We start from the raw sequence: 17065 nt of genomic DNA, 5'->3' as shown, positions 1-17065 counted from the left end.
ATTGTGCCATACCCCGTGGGTCGCTCTCGGCCGAGGGTGCGTGAGCTGCGGCGGGGCATGTTCCAGCGGCACCCGGCGTGGAGGTGAGGTCACGTCGGGTGCGCTGTCCGGTGCTGTGAAGTTGCCGGCGGCGGCCCCGGCACCCACGAGATGCCGGTGTACGCGCCGCGCTTACGCCGCCCCCACGACCTCCGGGATCCGGAACGGCTTGCCGCAGCCGCCGCAGACGATGGGGGCCTGGGCCAGGACCGAGGGGACCACCCGGACGTTGCGACCGCAGTCGCACACCGCCTTGACGCGGACGCCGCCGCCGGAGGAGCCGTGCCGGGCGGCCGGGCCGCGGAAGGTGCGGGAGGTGTCGGCCGAGGTGGCCGCCGTGTGGGCCTTCAGCGCGCGCTGCAGCCGCTCGATCGTCGGGCGGTAGCGCCGCTTCGCCTCGGCGTTGAGCGTGACCAGCGAGAAACCGCTGCTCGGGTGCGGCTCCTCGGGGTGGTCCAGGCCCAGCTCCTCGGCGATCGCGAGGAAACGACGGTTGTGATAGCGGCCGGCCCGGGAGGTGTCCCGGATGCCGCGGGCGGCGGCGATGCCGTGGACTGCCTCATGGAGCAGCCGTTCGAAGGAGAGCTCGTGACCGCACGCGGACGACGACTCTCCGATCAGGGACTCTGGCGCGGCGAGGTCCGGCAGCTCGGGGTGGTACCGCTGAATGTCGGCCCACGCCTGCGCCAGCTCTGCGGCGAGAACAGGTGGTGTCTGTGTCGTGCTCACGTAATGACAACGAGCGGGGGTGCCGCTGTGTTCCTATTCCGGGGCATCCCAAATAATTTGCACGTACCCGTCAGTTGCCGCTGATGCGTGGAGACGAGGGCGGGTGCGCTGATCTGCGGAGAAGCGTCACAGCTCCTACCAAGCTGGTGCGTAGTCCGCGCTACGCCCCGCCCCGGAGCCCCGATGCGACGACGGCCGGCCGCCGCGCAAGAGGTGTTTCGGCCGCGATCCGCACGCGGCCCCCACCCCGGACAGCGTCCACGGCCGTCGTGACGTTACCCCCCGCCGCCGCGGCCCCCGCCACCGGCCCGCACGGGCCCCGTGGGGTCCGCGCCCCGGAACGGACACCGTAGGGCCGCCCGGATTGCGGGCACGTGAAATCTCGCCACACCCGCGTCCCGGACCCAAGCCGGGCCCCACGACCCCTGGACGGCACCGCGAGCCGGGAGTTAGGTGGCATACGTGGGAAGTGCGCGCGCACGGCACGGGGGCCACGCAACCGGGCGCAGCGGCGAACTGTCGGCGGATTGGGGCGCATACCTATGACACCTACGCTCGTGCGGCAGCACATGTCTCACGCGGACTCGGCACCCCGCGTGGACCTGAGCGCACGCGCGCGTGACTGGTCCGAGATCCAGGAGCGGATGCTCGTACCGCTCTACGAAGCCGTGTACGACCGACTCGACGTGGGCCCCGCCACCCGGCTGCTGGGCCTGCGCTGCGGTTCCGGACTCGCCCTGCTGATGGCGGCCTCCAGAGGCGCCGCGGTCACCGGTGTCGACTCCGTCTCCCCCGAGCGGCTCGCCCTCGCCCGCGAACGGCTGCTGCCGGACACCCCGCCGGGCCGCACCGGAAGCGGCGCCGGCAGCGGCACGCGCGCGCGTACGGCCGCGAGACTCGTCGGCGGCCCGCCCGCGGACGCGGCCGGCCCCGACCCGGCCGGGTACACCCTGGTGACCGCCTTCGAGCCGATCGGCGGCCTCGCCGGCGACTCCGAGGGGCTCGGCGAACTCCTCGCCGACGCGCTGCCGCTGGCCGGCCGCGGAGCCGCCGTGGTGCTGGCCGGCTGGGGACCGCCGGAGCGCTGCGCCACCTCCTCGGTGTTGCGGGTAGCCACCAAACTGGCCGATCCGGTGTGCGGCGCGCGCACCTGGCGGCCCGCCCGGCGTGACGACCTGGAGGAGGTCGCCGCACGGGCCGGGCTGAAACCGGACGGCTCGGGCCGGGTCGCCTGCCCGTTCGGGTACGCCGGCCTCGACAGCGCCGTCCGCGGACTGCTGTCCACCGGCCTGTTCGACGCCGCGATCACGGCAACGGACGCCAAACAGGTCGACAAGGAGCTGGCGGAGGCCCTGCACCCGCACCGGCGCCCGGACGGCACCGTGTGGATGCCGAACGTCTTCCGCTACCTCATCGCCCGCGTACCCTGACCTCCTCGCGCCCCGAACCCTAGGGCTCCGGCTCCTTGGCCAGGCGCGTGATCCCGGCGATCCGGTACGCGTCCGCCTCCTCCAGCGTCTCCCGCTCCAGCAGCGCCTGCGCCAGCGCGTCCAGCTGACCGCGGTGGTCGCGGAGCTTGCGGCACGCCTCCTCGTAGCAGTCGTCCACGATCCGCCGCATCTCCGCGTCGATCACGTCCAGGGTCTGCGGCGCGGCCGACAGCCCGTACGCCTGCTGGGCGTCGCTCGGCAGGGCGGACAGCCGGCCCACCCGTTCGCTCATGCCCCAGCGCCCCACCATCCCGCGCGCGATGTTGGTGACCTGCTCCAGGTCGTTCTCCGCGCCCGTCGTCACGACCCCGTAGACGACGTCCTCCGCCGCCATCCCGCCCAGGGCCCCGATGATCCGCCCGCGCAGATACTCCTCGGAGTGCGCGTACCGCTCCACCTCGGGCGTGGACATGGTCACCCCGAGCGCCCGGCCGCGCGGCACGATGGTGATCTTGCGGACGGGGTCGGCGCCCGGCTGCAGCATGCCCAGCAGGGCATGGCCGCTCTCGTGGTACGCCGTTCGGCGGCGGTCCTCCTCGGGCATGACCAGGGTGCGCTCGGCGCCCAGCTGCACCTTCTCCAGGGCCTCCGACAGGTCGGCGCCCGTCACCTCCTGCTGCTTGCGTTTGACCGCCAGCAGAGCGGCCTCGTTGGCGAGATTGGCCAGATCCGCGCCGGTCATGCCCGGCGTCACCCGGGCCATCTGGGCCAGGTCCACATCGGGCGCGAGCGGGATCTGCCGGGTGTGGATCCGCAGGATCGACTCACGGCCCGCCCGGTCCGGCGGAGCCACCGTGACCACCCGGTCGAACCGGCCGGGACGGGTCAGCGCCGGGTCCAGGATGTCCGCCCGGTTGGTCGCCGCGATGACGATCACACCCTCGGAGCCCGAGAAGCCGTCCATCTCCGTGAGGATCTGGTTCAGCGTCTGCTCACGCTCGTCGTGACCGCTCATCGAGGCACTGCCGCCCCGCGCGCGTCCGATGGTGTCGATCTCGTCGATGAAGATGATCGACGGCGCGACCTTGCGGGCCTCGGCGAACAGCTCCCGGACCCGGGACGCGCCCACACCCACGATCATCTCGATGAACTCCGACGCCGAGGCCGAGAAGAACGGCACCCCGGCCTCACCCGCGACGGCCCGGGCGAGCAGCGTCTTGCCGGTACCGGGGGGACCGGCCAGCAGCACCCCGCGGGGCAGCTTCGCGCCCATCCTGCGGTAGACGTCGGGGTGCTCCAGGAAATCCACGACGTCGTCCAGCTCGCCCTTGACCTCGTCGATGCCGGCCACGTCGGCGAAGGTCGTGCGCTCGGTGTCCGGCAGCAGCCCGACCGGCTTGGGCGGCGACCGGCGGCCGAACAGACCGCCCGCGCCGGGCAGCATCCCGCCGAGCCGCCGTTGGACGAGGATCCACACCACGACCAGGACCGCGATCGGGATCAGGGAGATCAGCACATTGGACAGCAGGCTGCGTTCCTGGACCACCGGCCGCGCGGTCACCGTGACACCGTGGCTGCTCAGGTTCTGCCACAGCCTGTCGTCCGCGAAGGCCGGCCGCTGTGTCTTGAACTTGGTGTACTCGCCGCCGCCGTCCGGATTGGCGCGGGGGCTCCTGAGCTGGCCCTGGATCGCGTCGCCCTTGGAGTAGATCTTGGCGACGTTGCCGTCGGCGACCTCCCTGCTGAACTGCGTGTACGAGATCGTCGGCTCGTTGCCCTGGCCGAAGTAGTGCAGCCCGAGATACGCCAGCACGAAGACGATCACCGCGGTGGCCAGCAGGCCCCACCATTTCCCGCCCCGGAGCCCGCCGCCACGCCGAGGCGGCTCGTCCGGGGTGCCCTCGGCGCGCCACGGCTGATCAGGGGCCTTGCGGGGTGGCGCCGCATTGCTCATATCTGGACGTTACGACACACAGCGGGCCTCGGCATACGCAAAGGGCGCCCCCTGCGGAAAGGGAGCGCCCCCGGCGTCGTACGAGCGGGACTCAGTCCCGAACTTCTCGAAGCTCAGCCCGTGAATGTCTCGAAGCTCAGCCCGTGAATTTCTTGAAGCTCAGCCCATGAACTTCTTGAACTCGTCCGGCAGCTCGAAGTCCTGGACGGCCTGCTGGCCCGGCAGCTCGAGAGCGCCACCCTGCGCGGCGGCCTCGCGGCGCTGCGCCGCCTCCAGCTCCTGCTGCTTGCGCTTCATCGGGTTGCCGGAGCGCTGCTTGCCCTTGGCCTTCTTCTGCTGCTTCTTCTGCCGGCCGGGGCCGCCGCCCATGCCCGGGATCCCCGGCATGCCCGGCATACCGCCGCCCTGGGCCATGCGGGACATCATCTTGCGGGCCTCGAAGAACCGCTCGACCAGGCCCTTCACCGCGCTGACCTCGACACCGGAACCCCGCGCGATACGGGCCCGGCGGGAGCCGTTGATGATCGTCGGGTCCTGGCGCTCGGCCGGGGTCATCGACTTGATGATCGCGGCGGTGCGGTCGACGTCCCGCTCGTCCAGGTTGGCGATCTGGTCCTTGATCTGACCCATGCCCGGGAGCATGCCGAGCAGCTTGCTGATGCTGCCCATCTTCCTGACCTGCTCCATCTGGGACAGGAAGTCGTCCAGGGTGAAGTCCTGGCCCTTCTTGGACGCCAGCTTGGAGGCCATCTTCTGGGCCTCTTCCTGGCTGAACGTCTTCTCCGCCTGCTCGATCAGGGTGAGCAGGTCACCCATGTCGAGGATGCGGGAGGCCATCCGATCCGGGTGGAACGCGTCGAAGTCGTCCAGCTTCTCGCCGTTCGACGCGAACATGATCGGCTTGCCGGTGATCTGCCGGATCGACAGGGCGGCACCACCGCGGGCGTCACCGTCGAGCTTGGACAGGACCACGCCGTCGAAGCCGACGCCGTCGCGGAAGGCCTCGGCGGTGTTGACGGCGTCCTGGCCGATCATGGCGTCGACGACGAACAGGATCTCGTCGGGGCCGACCGCGTCCCGGATGTCCGCCGCCTGCTGCATCATCTCGGCGTCGATACCGAGGCGGCCGGCGGTGTCCACGATCACGATGTCGTGGACCTTGGACTTCGCGAAGTCGATGGAGTCCTTGGCGACCTTGACCGGGTCACCGACGCCGTTTCCGGGCTCCGGCGCGTACACGGCCACACCGGCGCGCTCGGCGACGACGCTCAGCTGGTTGACGGCGTTGGGGCGCTGGAGGTCGGCGGCGACCAGCAGCGGGGAGTGGCCCTGCTCCTTGAGCCACCGGCCGAGCTTGCCCGCGAGGGTGGTCTTACCGGCACCCTGGAGACCGGCCAGCATGATCACGGTGGGCGGCTGCTTGGCGAAGCGGAGCCGGCGCGTCTCGCCGCCGAGGATGGTGATCAGTTCCTCGTTGACGATCTTGAGGACCTGCTGGGCGGGGTTCAGGGCCTTGGAGACCTCGGCCCCGAGCGCACGCTCCTTGACGTTCTTGATGAACGTGCGGACTACCGGCAGCGCCACGTCCGCTTCGAGCAGCGCGATACGGATCTCGCGCGCCGTGGCGTCGATGTCCGCCTCGGAGAGCCGTCCCTTGCCGCGCAGGTTCTTGAAAGTCGCTGACAGGCGATCGGAGAGAGTGTCGAACACGGCGCTCGCGGTCCTCGGGGTCGGTGACGGTCTTGAAGGAATCGCCCTCCAGGGTATCCCGGCGTCGGAGGCACCGGGGCAGGGTCATCCGCGAAGCGTCTCCTCCAGCACCCGCGCCAGCGACCCCGCGTCCTCTCGTGGCAGGGGCGCGCCCGTGCCCGTCGTGACGTAGAACGCATCCACCGCGTTGGAGCCCAGCGTGCTCACGTGCATGCTCCGCACCCGCACGCCGGCCTTCTCCAGGGCCATGCCGATGCGGTGGAGCAGGCCCGGGGCGTCCTGGGCGCGGACCTCGATCACCGTGGCGTGGCGGGAGGCGGCGGGGGCGACCGTGACGCGGGGCGGTGGGGCGGTCCAGCCGCGGCGGCGGGGGTAGGCCGCGTCGCGTTCGGCGAGTCGGCCGGCGATGTCGAGGCTGCCGTCGAGGGCGCGGACGAGGTCGGTGCGCAGCCGGGCCGCCTGGGGCAGGGAGCCGTACTCGGCGGCGACCCGCCAGTTGAGGAGGAGGACCGCGCCGTCGTCCTCCACGTCGTCCGGGAGGCTGAGGGCGCGCAGTTCCGCCGTGCGGACGGTGAGGCGGTGCACCGCGAGGACGCCGGCGACCGCGGGGAGGACGCCGGGCTGGTCGGGTACGGCGATGAGGAGTTCGACGCCGAGGGGTTCCGGATCGCCGGACGGCTCCTCGGCGGTGGCCGGTTCGGTCTGGGCGCACAGGGCGAGGACCGGGCCGCCGGTGCGGAAGGCCTCGATGGCGAGGCGTTCCTGTTCGGCGGTGGGGGCGGCCGGCTCGGGCTCCTCGGGGGCGTCGCCGGCGAGCACGGCGGAGACGCGGCGGACGAGGTCGGCGACGAGGGAGCCGCGCCAGGAGGACCAGGCGGCCGGGCCGGTGGCGAGGGCGTCGGCCTCGGTGAGCGCGTGCAGCAGTTCCAGGGTGCTCTGGGTGCCGACGGCCTCGGCGACCGAGCGGACGGTGGCGGGGTCGTCCAGGTCGCGGCGGGTGGCCGTCTCGATGAGCAGCAGGTGGTGGCGGACCAGGAGGGACAGCACGGCGACGTCCGAGCGGTCGAAGCCGATGCGCGCGGCGACGTCCTTGGCGATGATCTCGCCGGCCACCGAGTGGTCGCCGGGCCAGCCCTTGCCGATGTCGTGCAGCAGGGCGGCGACCAGGAGGAGGTCGGGACGGCTGACCCGGCGGGTGAGTTCGGAGGCGCGGACGGCGGTCTCGATGAGGTGCCGGTCGACCGTCCAGATGTGGACGGCGTTGCGCTGGGGTCGGCAGCGGACCCGCTCCCAGTCCGGGAGCAGGCGGCTGATCAGGCCCTCTGCCTCCAGGGCCTCCCAGACCTCGACCGTGGGGCGGCCGGAGCCGAGCAGGGTGACCAGCTGTTCGCGGGCCTCGGCGGGCCAGGGCGTGGGCAGGGCGCGCGCGGTGGCGGCCAGGCGCCGTACGGCGTGCAGGGAGAGCGGGAGGCCGGCCTGTGCGGCGGCGGCAGCGGCACGCAGCGGGAGCACGGGGTCGCGTTCGGGGCGTGCGGTGCGAGCGAGCACCACCTCGCCGTCCTGTTCCACGACGCCTTCGGCCAGGGGCGACCGTTCGGTGACCGGTTTGCCGCCGCCCAGCATGGCGCGCAGGCGGGGCCGGACGGAGCGCGAGCGCAGGACGCGCCCCACTTCGCGCCAGGTGACGTCGCTGGCGTACGCGATGACGCGCGCCGCTTCGTAGACCTGCCGCAGCAGGGTGTCGGCGTCGAGCAGGTCCAGCTCGGCGGCGACCTGGTCCTGCTCCTGGAGGGCGAGCCGGTCGGTGGCGCGGCCGGTGGCCAGATGGAGGGCGTCGCGGACGTCGAGGAGGCGGCGGCGGGCGTCGGCCAGGCCCTCGCGCGGGGCGTCGGCGAGCCAGGAGGCTGCGACGGCGCGCAGGGCGGTGGCGTCGCGCAGGCCGCCGCGGGCCTCCTTGAGGTCGGGTTCCAGCAGGTACTGGAGTTCGCCCTGGCGTGCGGCGCGTTCGGCGCACAGTTCCTGGAGTTCGGGGAGGCGTTTGGGGGCCTGGTTGCGCCAGTCGGCGAGGGCGGTGGTGCGCAGGCCGGCGGTGAGGGCGGGGTCGCCGGCGAGGTGGCGGGCGTCCAGCAGGCCGAGGTGGACCTTGAGGTCCTCGCCGGCGGTCTTGCGGGCCTCGGCGGGGGTGCGGACGGAGTGGTCGAGGGAGAGGCCGAGGTCCCAGACGGGGTACCAGAGCCGGTCGGCGAGGGCGGCGACCGCGCCGGGGTCGGAGCCGTCGTGCAGCAGGACGAGGTCGAGGTCGCTGCGCGGGGACAGTTCCCCGCGGCCGTATCCGCCGACGGCGACCAGCGAGACGCCCTGCGTCCCGGCCGCCGCCGCGGTGAACAGTCCGGCGAGCCAGTCGTCGGTCAGTTCGGCGAGGGCGGTACGGCGCGGCGGCCCGGACCGCGCCCCCTCGGTGAGGAGGCGCAGCCGGGCCGCCGCGTAGCCGCCGGGTCCCGAGTCTTCCGTCTCTTTACGCACATCCGTTCCGGTCACCCAGCGACTCCTGTTCCGTTTCCCCGCGTGTCCCTGACTCAGATTCTGCTGGGTCAGAGGGCGTCCGGCCCGCGCTCGCCCGTGCGGACCCGTACGGCGGTCTCGACGGGCAGGGACCAGACCTTGCCGTCCCCGATCTTGCCGGTGCGGGCCGCCTTGACGATGACCTCGATCAGCTGTTCGGCGTCGTCGTCCTCGGCGAGGACCTCGATGCGGATCTTGGGGACGAGGTCGACGGTGTACTCGGCGCCGCGGTAGACCTCGGTGTGGCCGCGCTGCCGGCCGTAGCCGCTGGCCTCGGTGACCGTGAGCCCGTGGACGCCGAAGGCCTGGAGGGCTTCCTTGATCTCGTCGAGCCGGTGAGGCTTCACGACGGCGGTGATGAGCTTCATGCGTCCACCTTCTTGGTCTGCGCGGCGGCCAGGGCCGGGGCGGCGAGGGTCCCGGTGACTCCGCCGCCGGCGCCGCTGAAGTCGTATGCGGTCTCGGCGTGCTCGGCCTGGTCGATGCCGGAGATCTCCTCGTCCTCGGTGACCCGCATGCCGAGGGTCTTGTCGAGGAGGAAGGCGAGGACGGCGGAGACGACCAGGGAGTAGGCGAGGACCGCGCCGACGCCGGCGCACTGCTTCCACAGCTGGGTCCAGGTGTGGTCACCGTAGAAGACGCCGGTGGCGGTGGACTGGCCCTTGCCGGTGGCGAAGAAGCCGATCAGCAGGGAGCCGATGATGCCGCCGACCATGTGGACGCCGACGACGTCGAGGGAGTCGTCGTAGCCGAACCTGAACTTCAGGCCGACGGCCGCGGCGCAGGCGACACCGGCGATGGCGCCGACGGCGATCGCGCCGAGCGGGGAGACCGCGCCGCCGGACGGGGTGATGGCGACCAGGCCGGCGACCGCGCCGGAGGCGGCGCCGAGCGTGGTGAACGCGCCGTGGCGGATCTTCTCGTAGGCGAGCCAGGCGAGCATGGCGGCGGCGGTGGCGACCTGGGTGTTGACGAACATCAGCGCGCCCACGCCGTCGTCGTTGCCGAGCCAGGAGCCGGCGTTGAAGCCGAACCAGCCGAACCACAGCAGACCGGCGCCGAGCATGACCAGCGGGAGGCTGTGCGGGCGCATGGGGTCGCGCTTGAAGCCGACGCGCTTGCCGATGACGAGGATGACACCGAGGGCGGCCGCACCGGCGTTGATGTGGACCGCCGTACCGCCGGCGAAGTCGATCACGCCGAGCTTGAAGGCCCAGCCGTCGGCGCCCCAGACCCAGTGGGCGACCGGGACGTAGACGATCGTGGCCCACAGGGCGACGAAGAGCGCCCAGGCGGAGAACTTGACCCGGTCGGCGAGGGCGCCGCTTATCAGGGCCGGGGTGATGATCGCGAACATCAGCTGGAAGACCATGAAGACGAAGACCGGGATGGTGTAGCCGTCCCAGAGTTCCGTCAGGCCGATGTTGCTGAGGCCGATCCAGTCGGCGTTGTAGCCGAGGAGGCTGTTGCCGGTGCCGAAGGCGAAGGAGAAGCCGTAGAGCACCCACAGGATGGTGACGATCCCGAGGCTGATGAAGCTCATCATCAGCATGTTCAGGGTGCTCTTGACGCGGACCATGCCTCCGTAGAAGAAGGCCAGTCCCGGGGTCATGAGCATCACCAGGGCGGAACAGATGAGCATGAAGCCTGTGTTGGCGGACGACAGTTTCGCGTCCGCCGCAAGCATGATGGCTGGTGCCATCGGCGTCTCCTCGTCGGTTGTGCGGCCCCGTGCGGGCGGTGCCGGAGCGGTCCGGTCGGGGTGAGGGGTGGGCCGGTTATGCGCCATGAGACTGGCGCAGCGCCGTTTCGGTGGAAGCCCCTCGTTGTTTCGCCGGGGTGACAAGGGCGCCCTGCGTGTTACGCCTGGATGAAGCGCCGGATTCCGGGCTCGCCGATCGTTATCGTGGCGCAACCTTCGGGCGGAGGAGACGCGGACGGGACACAGGACCGGCCGCGGCGGGCCTTCCGATGACCTGGCATGGGGGAGCCGAGTCGGGCAGTTCGGGAGGACCGGCCGCGGCCGGGGTTCTGGGGGTGTGCGGTGGTCAGACGGCTTCGGCGGTCTCCGGCAGGTCGACGGCGAGCTTGTCGGAGAGGTCGACCACGGCGGCGAGGTCGCCGTAGTCGCGGACGGCCGTGTCGACCGTCTTTCGGATACGAGTGTTCACACGCTCGGAGCGGACCTTCTTGGCGATGTCCATGGCCTGCGCGGCATAGGTCGTGCTCTCCTCGGGCTCGCGCTGGAGCAGGTGCACGGTGGCCATGCCGATGAGGTTGAGCGCGTACGACCGCTGGTGCTCGGAGTCCTTGGCGAACAGTTCCACGGCCCGGCGCATGAGCGGTTCGGCGAGGGAGGCGTAGGTGGGGCTGCGCCCGGCGACGTAGGCGAGGTCGCGGAAGGAGTGGGAGTTCTCCCCGTACAGCTCGGCCTCGGAGAAGAAGCGGATCCAGTCGGGGTCCGGCTCGTCCCACTCGTCGGCCTCGGCGAAGGTGTCCTCGGCCATGCGGACGGCGCGCTTGGTCTTGCCGGGCTGGCCCATGTTGGCGTAGGCGCGGGCCTCCATCGCATACAGCATGGACTGGGTGCGCGGGCTCGCGCAGTCGCGGCTGCCGTACTGGGCGAGGTGGATCAGCTCCAGGGCGTCCTCGGGCCGGCCGAGATGGATCATCTGGCGGCTCATGCTGGAGAGGATGTAGGAGCCGAGCGGTTTGTCACCGGCTTCCTTGGCGGCGTGCAGGGCGAGCACGAAGTACTTCTGCGCGGTGGGCTGGAGGCCGACGTCGTACGACATCCAGCCGGCCAGTTCGGCCAGCTCGGCGGCGACCTGGAAGAGCTTGCGGGTGGTGGCCTCGGGCTGGGGTTCCTGGAGCAGGTCGGTGACCTCGTGCAGCTGGCCGACGACGGCCTTGCGGCGCAGGCCGCCGCCGCACTGGGCGTCCCACTGGCGGAACATCTGCGTGGTGGACTCCAGCAGGTCCAGTTCGGGCTGGGAGAGCCGGCCGGGCCGACGCGGGTCGAGGGCGGGCCGGGGCTCGGACGGGACCGGGGAGGCCGGGGAGGGCACGAGCCAGCGCTGCATCGGCTCGATGAGGGAGGGGCCGGCGGACAGGGCGAGGGAGGTGCCGAGGAAGCCGCGCCGGGCGAGCATCAGGTCGCTGCGGGAGAACTCGCCGAGCAGGGCGACCGTCTGCGGGCCCGTCCAGGGCAGGTCGACGCCGGAGGCGGCGGGTGACTGGCGGGCGGCGCGCAGGCCGAGGTCCTCGATGGAGACCACGCAGCCGAAGCGCTCGGAGAACAGTTCCGAGAGGATGCGCGGGATCGGTTCGCGCGGATTCTCCCCGTCCAGCCAGCGGCGCACCCGCGAGGTGTCGGTGGAGATGTGGTTGGCACCCAACTGGCGTGCCCTGCGGTTCACCTGGCGGGCCAGCTCGCCCTTGGACCAGCCGCTGCGCACGAACCACGAGCCGAGCAGCTCGTTGGGCCGCTTGTCAGCGTGTGTCCCGCTACCGCCGTTGCCGCCCACTGGAACGCCCCCATCCCTGAGACCACTTGTCCCCTGAGACCACTTGTCGCCTGGTGCGCCAAGCCCTATCAGAATGCCGGTAGATACGGCTTGCCGTCCGCCGGTTCTCACCCTTCGAACGAGTTGACGACTTGCCTCCGGCATACCCACGAGTGCATGTGCCCCCGGGACTCGCACACTCACAGTAATCCTACGATCACCCGTCCAGCCACGGGGATCCCGGAAACGCCACCATTCGCCACCCCTTCGAATGAACTCACGATCGGCTCCGCGCGATTCACTTGACACAGGACGGCCGGAAGTGGGCGGAGTGATGCACGCCGGGGCGCGTATCCCCCGGTGCGCCACCCGCCGCACTCCAAGGCGCCGCCTTGCTCCCGCGCCACCGCGGGAAGGCGGAGCCGTAGCGTTACGTTCCGCTTCCGTCTCGTTCCGTGTCGTAACCACCGGCGCGCAGGACCCGTTGGAGGGGGCATGGGCTTCACGATCGGCGGCATCCGCGAGATCCGCTCCGGCACGCGTCGGCGCGGCCGCTTAGCGGAGTGCACCGCCGTGGCCGAGTTCACCGGGCTGTGGGGGTGGGACGTGGTGCCGGGGGCGCGGGCCGCCGGGGGCGTCTGCTCGTGCGGGCGGTCCGGCTGCGCGGCGCCGGGCGCGCATCCGCTCGACTTCGCCCCCGTGGTGCCGGCCGGGGCCACGCTGGACGAGGTGAGCAAGGCCTGGTCGGAGTTCCCGGGCGCCTCGGTGATGCTGCCGGTCGGCCAGGCGTTCGACGTCATCGAGGTCTCGGAGCCGGCCGGCCGCCGCGCCCTGGTCCGCCTGGAGCGCATGGGCCTCCCCCTCGGCCCGGTGACCGCGGGACCGGACGGCCGCGCCCACTTCTTCGTCGCGCCCGGCGCCGCCGCCGACCTCCCCCGGCTGCTGTACCGCATGGGCTGGGACGACCCGGCCGCGCTGGACCTGCGCGGTCTCGGCCCCGGCACGCACATCACCGCGCCGCCCTCCGACCGTGGCGGTCTGGGCCCGGTGCGCTGGCTGCGCCCGCCCGCACTGGACTCCGCTACCAGGCCTCCGGCGGCGCGGCTGCTGCTGGGCACGCTGGCGTACGTGGCGCACCGGTCGCGGGCGTGACCGCGCCGGTCATGACGAAGCTCCCGTCCCCGACTGCACCTCGGGGCGGGAGCTTCTCGTCGACCACCCAGGACGTTCCTGGGTGGTTCACTCTCCGATAAGCGCATCCACGAACGCCTCCGGCTCGAACGGCGCGAGATCGTCCGCGCCCTCGCCGAGCCCGACCAGCTTGACCGGCACTCCCAGCTCGCGCTGGACCGCGACCACGATGCCGCCCTTGGCCGTACCGTCCAGCTTGGTCAGCACGATGCCGGTGATGTCCACGACCTCGGCGAACACGCGGGCCTGCACCAGGCCGTTCTGGCCGGTGGTGGCGTCCAGGACGAGCAGCACCTCGTCCAGCGGCGCGTGCTTCTCGACCACGCGCTTGACCTTGCCCAGCTCGTCCATGAGACCGGTCTTGGTGTGCAGGCGCCCGGCGGTGTCGATGAGGACGACGTCGACCCCCATCTCCTTGCCCTCCTTCACCGCGTCGAACGCGACGGAGGCGGGATCGCCGGCCTCGGGTCCGCGCACGGTGTAGGCGCCGACGCGCTCGCCCCAGGTCTGGAGCTGGTCGGCGGCGGCGGCCCGGAAGGTGTCGGCGGCGCCGAGGACGACCGTACGGCCGTCGGCGACGAGCACGCGGGCGAGCTTGCCGGTGGTGGTGGTCTTGCCGGTGCCGTTGACGCCGACGACCATGACGATGCCGGGCTTGCGGTCCTCGGGCTCGGTCTTCACGGTGCGGTCGACGTCGGTGCCGACCAGCTTGAGCAGCTCCTCGCGGAGCAGTCCGCGCAGCTCCTCGGGGCTGCGGGTGCCGAGGACCTTCACGCGTTCGCGCAGCCGCTCGACGAGTTCCTGGGTGGGCTGCACGCCGACGTCGGCGGTGAGGAGCGTGTCCTCGATCTCCTCCCAGGTGTCCTCGTCCAGGTGCTCGCGGGAGAGCAGCGTGAGCAGGCCCTTGCCCAGGGCGTTCTGGGAGCGGGACAGGCGGGCGCGCAGGCGGACCAGCCGGCCTGCGGTGGGCTCCGGGATCTCGATCTCGGGAGCCTCGACGGTCGGAGGCTCCTCCACGACGACCGGTGCGGGGCCGCCGGGGAGATCCACCTCCTCGATCGTCCGGCGTGGTTCGTCTCGGGGCGTCTCGGCCTCTTCGCCGACGTGCGGCTCGGCCGGGGGCGCGGTGATGTCGGGCGCCTTCGGGGGCGGCGGGGGCAGCGGCTTCCGGCGCCGGCTGCCCACGATCAGCCCGCCGAGCGCCGCGAGCACGACCACGGCGATGACTACAGCAAGGATGACGGTTTCCATAACCCGACCAGTATCGGACATGGGGTGCGCCAGGGCTCCGTTTGTGGCTTCGTCCGAGAGACAAAGGCCACTTAGCATGAGGACTCGGAGCAAAGTACGATGGTGGCCACGCGATCCACGCGCGTAGAGTCCCCACGTCACCCTGTCCCCCCACTGTCTGGCACCTCTTCCATGAGCAAATCCGTCGAGACCGAAGGCGCTCTCGAAACGCGCGGTATCGAGCAGGTCCCCGACCACGAGCGCACCGCGAAGACCCGGGAGCTGTTCCCCACCTGGGTCGGCGCCAACATCAGCGTGCTGCTCCTGACCATGGGCGCGAGCCTGGTCGTGGCGTACCACCTGAACATCTGGCAGGCGCTGGTCGTCGCGGTCGCCGCACCGCTCGTGTCGTACGGCCTGGTCGGTCTGATCGGCATCGCGGGCAAGCGGGGCGGCGCGCCCGGCATGGCGCTGTCGCGGGCGGTCTTCGGTCAGCGCGGCAATCTGCTGCCCGGTTCACTGATCTGGGTCGCCCGCTGGGGCTGGGAGACCATCAACGCGGTGACCGGCGCGTACGCGATGCTCACCATCCTGGACATCCTGTTCGGCATCAAGGCGAACAGCGTGCTCGACATGGTGATGCTGCTGGCGTTCGTCGTCGCGACCTTCGCGATCTCCGGGCTCGGCATCAACGCCGTGCAGAAGTGCAACAAGTACGCGACCTATTTCTTCGGTGTCTTCTCGGTGCTCGTCCTGGCCTATCTGGTGGCGAACACCGACTGGTCGAAGGTGATGGACCACAGCGCCGGTTCCACGGCCGCGGTGATCACCGGTATCGGCATGATCGCCGCGGGCGGTGTCAGCTGGATCCCGTCCGCCCCGGACTTCACCCGTTACCTGCCGCGCACGGCCTCCTCCAAGGCGATCGTGGGTACGGCGGTGGGCGGCGCCGGTGTCGTCGTGCTGCCCATGGTCCTGATGGGCGCGGTGATGGCGGTCTCCACGCCGGACCTGGCCTCGGCGAGCGACCCGGTGTCCTTCCTGGGTGAGATCCTGCCGACCTGGATCGCCGTGCCGTACCTGTTCATCGCGCTGATCGGCATGCTGCTGATCAACTCGATGTCGATGTACTCGGCGGGCTTCACCGCGCAGACCCTGGGCTTCAAGGTGCCCCGGCACTGGGCGGTCTCGGTCAACGCCGTGATCTCGCTGATCTTCGGCGGGGTGCTGATGCTGGTCGCGACCAGCTTCATGGGCTCGTTCATCGCCTTCCTGTCGCTGCTGGCGGTCGCCTTCTCCGCCTGGGTCGGCGTGTTCGGCGCGGACATGTTCCGCCGCACGGAGTACGACGGCGAAGCGATGACCGACACCACCCGCACCAGCGCCTACTGGTACAAGGGTGGCTTCTCCCCCGCGGCCGTGGCCGCCTGGGCGGTGGGTCTGCTGTCGGGTCTGATGTTCACCACCTCCGACTGGTTCACCGGCCCGCTCGCGACGAACAACGTGATCGGCGAGTACGGTCTCGGCTGGGTCGCCACGATCGTGGTCTCGGGTGTGCTGTACCTGGTCCTGCCGAAGCCGGCGGTCGAGCGCCCGGCGGCCGGTGCGCCCGCGGAGGAGCGCGAGACCCTGGCCGTCTGACGCCCCGTCAGCTACCGTCCCCCTCCACCGAGCCGTACCGGAGGGGGACTCCTCATGCCCGTCACCGTCGTACGTTTCAACCTCGTCGCCCCCGGTGCCCCTCCCGCCGCCCTCTCCGCCCGCTACCGGGCCGCCCTGGAGATGGCCGCGTACGCGGACGAGCACGGGGTCAGCACCGTGCAGACCGAGGAGCACCACGGCGCCGACAACAACTGGCTGCCCTCGCCGTTCGCCTTCGCGGGCGCGGTGTTCGGCGCGACCCGCCGGATCGCGGTGACGGTCTCGGCGGTGATCGGCCCGCTGCACGACCCGCTGCGGCTGGCCGAGGAGATCGCCGTGCTGGACCTGCTGAGCGGCGGCCGGCTGGTGACCGTGGCGGGGATCGGTTACCGGCCGGAGGAGTACGAGCTGTTCGGCGTGGACTGGGGGCGCCGGGGCCGGATCCAGGACGAGCTTCTGGAGACGCTGCTCGCGGCCTGGACCGGCGAGGAGTTCCGGTACCGGGGCCGCAGGGTGCGGCTCACCCCGCGGCCGTACACCGATCCGCATCCGTTGCTGCTGGTCGGCGGCTCCTCCAAGGCCGCCGCCCGCCGGGCCGCCCGGCTCGGCCTGCCGTTCTTCCCGAGTGCGCATCTGCCGGAGCTGGAGGCGTACTACAAGGAGAAGCTCACCGAGTACGGCACCGAGGGCTGGACGATGATGCCCGCCGCCGAGACCCCGCTCCTCCACCTCGCCGAGGACCCGGACCGGGCGTGGGCCGAGTACGGCGCGCACTTCCTGCACGAGGCCCGGACCTACGCCTCCTGGCAGTCGGGCCACATCCGCTCGGCGGTGCGGTCGGCGGCCACGACCGTGGCGGAGCTGCGCGCGGAGGGCGTGTACCGGGTCCTCACCCCGGAGCAGTGCGTGGCGCAGGGCCTGGACAGCCTGGTGCTGCATCCGCTGGCGGGCGGGATGCCGGTGGAGGAGGGCTGGCGCAGCCTCAGGCTCTTCGCGGAGCGGGTTCTGCCGGCGCTGGCCGACTGAGCCGCGCCATGAGTGCGCGGCCGACCCGCTGGAGTTCCTCGTCGTCG

Annotated in this window: 12 protein-coding genes; 4 read left to right on the top strand and 8 right to left on the bottom strand. The window is 71.6% G+C overall.

Annotated features, from left to right (window positions below):
- Positions 1-171: 171 nt before the first annotated feature.
- Positions 172-768 (bottom strand): hypothetical protein, encoded by a 597-nt coding sequence (locus ACZ4U1_RS26365; RefSeq protein ID WP_059252836.1) that lies wholly within the window; start codon positions 766-768, stop codon positions 172-174.
- A 542-nt stretch (positions 769-1310) separates the two neighbouring features.
- On the opposite strand from ACZ4U1_RS26365, the gene ACZ4U1_RS26360 reads away from it, so the two are divergent.
- Entirely contained in the window at positions 1311-2198 is an 888-nt protein-coding gene (locus tag ACZ4U1_RS26360; RefSeq protein WP_467906492.1) for a class I SAM-dependent methyltransferase, read from the top strand.
- Positions 2199-2217: 19 nt separating this feature from the next.
- Here the strand turns inward: ACZ4U1_RS26360 and ftsH are convergent, their stop codons facing one another.
- From ftsH to nsdA, 6 genes are all read right to left on the bottom strand, one after another.
- The gene (gene ftsH / locus ACZ4U1_RS26355) at positions 2218-4152 is read right to left on the bottom strand and encodes an ATP-dependent zinc metalloprotease FtsH (RefSeq protein ID WP_467906490.1); all 1935 of its coding nucleotides are present in this window, start codon (positions 4150-4152) and stop codon (positions 2218-2220) included.
- A 159-nt stretch (positions 4153-4311) separates the two neighbouring features.
- Positions 4312-5862 (bottom strand): signal recognition particle protein, encoded by a 1551-nt coding sequence (ffh, locus tag ACZ4U1_RS26350; protein ID WP_467906488.1) that lies wholly within the window; start codon positions 5860-5862, stop codon positions 4312-4314.
- Positions 5863-5946: 84 nt separating this feature from the next.
- Positions 5947-8400 (bottom strand): [protein-PII] uridylyltransferase, encoded by a 2454-nt coding sequence (locus ACZ4U1_RS26345; RefSeq protein ID WP_467906486.1) that lies wholly within the window; start codon positions 8398-8400, stop codon positions 5947-5949.
- Positions 8401-8453: 53 nt separating this feature from the next.
- Positions 8454-8792 carry a P-II family nitrogen regulator gene (locus tag ACZ4U1_RS26340; RefSeq protein ID WP_030990174.1) on the bottom strand — a complete coding sequence of 113 codons (339 nt, stop codon included), beginning with the start codon at positions 8790-8792 and terminating at the stop codon, positions 8454-8456.
- Positions 8789-10126: an ammonium transporter gene (locus ACZ4U1_RS26335; protein ID WP_467906484.1), complete on the bottom strand. Its 1338-nt coding sequence runs from the start codon at positions 10124-10126 to the stop codon at positions 8789-8791. Before ACZ4U1_RS26335 ends, ACZ4U1_RS26340 begins: the two co-directional genes overlap by 4 nt.
- 346 nt (positions 10127-10472) lie before the next feature.
- Positions 10473-11951, bottom strand: a complete 1479-nt coding sequence (nsdA, locus tag ACZ4U1_RS26330; protein ID WP_467906482.1) for a transcriptional repressor NsdA — start codon at positions 11949-11951, stop codon at positions 10473-10475.
- A gap of 474 nt (positions 11952-12425) precedes the next feature.
- Here nsdA and ACZ4U1_RS26325 point away from each other — a divergent pair, with 474 nt between their 5' ends.
- Positions 12426-13082, top strand: a complete 657-nt coding sequence (locus tag ACZ4U1_RS26325; RefSeq protein ID WP_467906481.1) for a bifunctional DNA primase/polymerase — start codon at positions 12426-12428, stop codon at positions 13080-13082.
- Between the two features lie 87 nt (positions 13083-13169).
- On the opposite strand, the gene ftsY is transcribed toward ACZ4U1_RS26325, so the two are convergent.
- A complete protein-coding gene (gene ftsY / locus ACZ4U1_RS26320) occupies positions 13170-14372 on the bottom strand; it encodes a signal recognition particle-docking protein FtsY (protein ID WP_467906480.1) in 1203 nt (400 codons plus the stop codon).
- Between the two features lie 171 nt (positions 14373-14543).
- Here ftsY and ACZ4U1_RS26315 point away from each other — a divergent pair, with 171 nt between their 5' ends.
- Together ACZ4U1_RS26315 and ACZ4U1_RS26310 are read left to right on the top strand one after the other, a co-directional pair.
- A complete protein-coding gene (locus tag ACZ4U1_RS26315) occupies positions 14544-15992 on the top strand; it encodes a cytosine permease (protein ID WP_467906478.1) in 1449 nt (482 codons plus the stop codon).
- A gap of 54 nt (positions 15993-16046) precedes the next feature.
- The gene (locus tag ACZ4U1_RS26310) at positions 16047-17018 is read left to right on the top strand and encodes an LLM class flavin-dependent oxidoreductase (RefSeq protein WP_467906476.1); all 972 of its coding nucleotides are present in this window, start codon (positions 16047-16049) and stop codon (positions 17016-17018) included.
- Positions 17019-17065: the final 47 nt, after the last annotated feature.

The organism is Streptomyces sp. NPDC028928, from assembly GCF_055564915.1.
This window is presented reverse-complemented; position numbering and strand designations above follow the sequence as displayed.

Coding starts and splice junctions, on each gene's coding strand:
- ACZ4U1_RS26310 (WP_467906476.1), top strand. CDS start 16,047: ATGCCCGTCACCGTCGTACGTTTCAACCTCGTCGCCCCCGGTGCCCCT.
- ACZ4U1_RS26315 (WP_467906478.1), top strand. CDS start 14,544: ATGAGCAAATCCGTCGAGACCGAAGGCGCTCTCGAAACGCGCGGTATC.
- ACZ4U1_RS26335 (WP_467906484.1), bottom strand. CDS start 10,126: ATGGCACCAGCCATCATGCTTGCGGCGGACGCGAAACTGTCGTCCGCC.
- ftsH (WP_467906490.1), bottom strand. CDS start 4,152: ATGAGCAATGCGGCGCCACCCCGCAAGGCCCCTGATCAGCCGTGGCGC.
- ftsY (WP_467906480.1), bottom strand. CDS start 14,372: ATGGAAACCGTCATCCTTGCTGTAGTCATCGCCGTGGTCGTGCTCGCG.
- ACZ4U1_RS26325 (WP_467906481.1), top strand. CDS start 12,426: ATGGGCTTCACGATCGGCGGCATCCGCGAGATCCGCTCCGGCACGCGT.
- ACZ4U1_RS26360 (WP_467906492.1), top strand. CDS start 1,311: ATGACACCTACGCTCGTGCGGCAGCACATGTCTCACGCGGACTCGGCA.
- ACZ4U1_RS26340 (WP_030990174.1), bottom strand. CDS start 8,792: ATGAAGCTCATCACCGCCGTCGTGAAGCCTCACCGGCTCGACGAGATC.